At 55.2% G+C, this 1,912-nt stretch carries 1 protein-coding gene; it reads left to right on the forward strand.

Annotated elements, in window-relative coordinates; genetic code table 11:
* Window positions 1–726 precede the first annotated feature (726 nt).
* Window positions 727–1,755: an IS30 family transposase gene (locus MF6396_RS27985; protein WP_003465026.1), complete on the forward strand. Its 1,029-nt coding sequence runs from the start codon at window positions 727–729 to the stop codon at window positions 1,753–1,755.
* The last annotated feature ends 157 nt before the right edge of the window (window positions 1,756–1,912 follow it).

Here is a 1,912-nt window from a genome sequence, read left to right on the forward strand (position 1 = left end):
GGTAAGAGTGTCGTTGACGCATGGCGATCCGCTTAATAAGGCTAAAAATGGTGTCCACTTAAATAGGTGTCCACCATCGCCCTAAGCGTTGGGATCAGAAAGGTGTGTTGGCCGGACGCTTACAAAACAGCTGGTCGGTCGCATTCTGGTTTTATTCCCCGAATGGAGTGCTGGGAGGTAAACGCCCCCGAGATTTGGTTTCCACGGATGCATTCCGTGTTTCCTTGGCTGCACAACATGAGGTTGATGGGATCACTCATGGCTAGGTACACCAATTTATGTAAGAGGTGTTGGTACGAAACCTCCGACTCCGAAGGCTATACCCGGTTTGTACACGAGTTGACGTAGTGTCCAGCTGACTGGTGAGTGAACCGGCACCGAGACTGTAGGAATTCTACTGATTGTTATTCGGTGCGAAAAACCTCATTCCACTCAACGATCCGTTTGCATTTTTTTGATCAAAAAATGCATCAGATTTGACCAGCGCACTTTCACCCCATGGGGGCGCTTGCGGCCCCACTTCGGACGCCCCAACGCCCCGCGGATCTGGGCAAATCCAGATTCGTAAGATTCGATCATCAATATTTAAGAGGCCAATCGGTATCGTTCACCTCACACCAATCATGCCAGTGAGGAGCATGCCAATGAGCAACAACGTCGTATTTACACCGGGCGGCGGCGAAAACTGAGTGCAACACCTGACCTTTCCGGTACGGTGCTGTCCCTATGTCTTATTCCGAACTCAGCGTTGAAGAGCGCGCCACCATTCAAATCGGTCATGCCCAAGGTTTCAGCCTGCGCGGGATTGCCTGCTTGATCAACCGATCCCCTTCGACCATCAGCCGGGAGCTGCGCCGCAATCGAGATGCCTGTGGCGGCTACTCGGCCCGCGTGGCCCAGCAGCAGATGCAGGCCCGCCGTCAGGTGTGTCGACCGAAGCAAAAGCTGTTGCCGGGTAGCGAGCGCTTCGAATTGGTGGCGCATATGCTGCGTGAGCGTTTGTCTCCCGAGCAGATTGCCGGCAAGCTGCGCAGCATGAATATTCCCAGCCTCAGAGATGCCTACGTCTGTCGCGAGACGATCTATAACGCGATCTATGCCTTGCCAGTCGGCGAGCTGCGTAAAGAGCTGATCATCTGCCTGCGCCAAAGCAAGACGATGCGCAGGCCGCGCTCTGGCGGCGTGGATCGGCGCGGTCAGATCCCTGAGAGGGTCAGTATTCATGTACGTCCGCCGGAGATCGAAGACCGACTGATGCCAGGGCATTGGGAAGGCGACCTGATCAAGGGCAAGGCCAACGCCTCGTCTGTAGGTACGCTGGTGGAGCGCACCAGTGGCTACCTGATGCTGGTGAAGATGAACGACGCGACGGCGACCTCGGCGATGGAAGGCTTCAGTGCAGCGCTCAATGGCATGCCGCTGGCGATGCGCAAGAGCATGACCTACGACCAGGGCCGAGAAATGGCGCGGCATGCTGAAATCACCCAGCAGACCGGGGTGGCGATTTACTTCTGCGACCCGCACAGCCCTTGGCAGCGCGGCAGTAACGAAAACATCAATGGCCTGATCCGCCAGTACCTGCCCAAGGGCACGGACTTGTCGGTGCATAGCCAGGAGGAACTGGATGCCATCGCACTGCAACTGAACATGCGCCCCCGTAAGCGCTTCGACTTCAAGTGTCCGATCGAGGTTATGGACGAGGTGATGCAGGAAGCTATGGCTATGCGGCATGATGCTCCAGCTTCAATTCAATAACCGTGTTGCACTCAGCTCCTGTAACCGCCCACTTTAATGTCAGGAAGCTTAAGCTCTGTTAGTGTTTTGGCTATTCTCTCTCCTCTTGGAAGACTGGTTGAAAGAGCCAGGAATATTTCCAATAACCCATTAAGTCAATCCCTCTACACTGGGCGCA

This window comes from Pseudomonas sp. MF6396, assembly GCF_002018915.1.
GTDB lineage: Bacteria > Pseudomonadota > Gammaproteobacteria > Pseudomonadales > Pseudomonadaceae > Aquipseudomonas > Aquipseudomonas palmensis.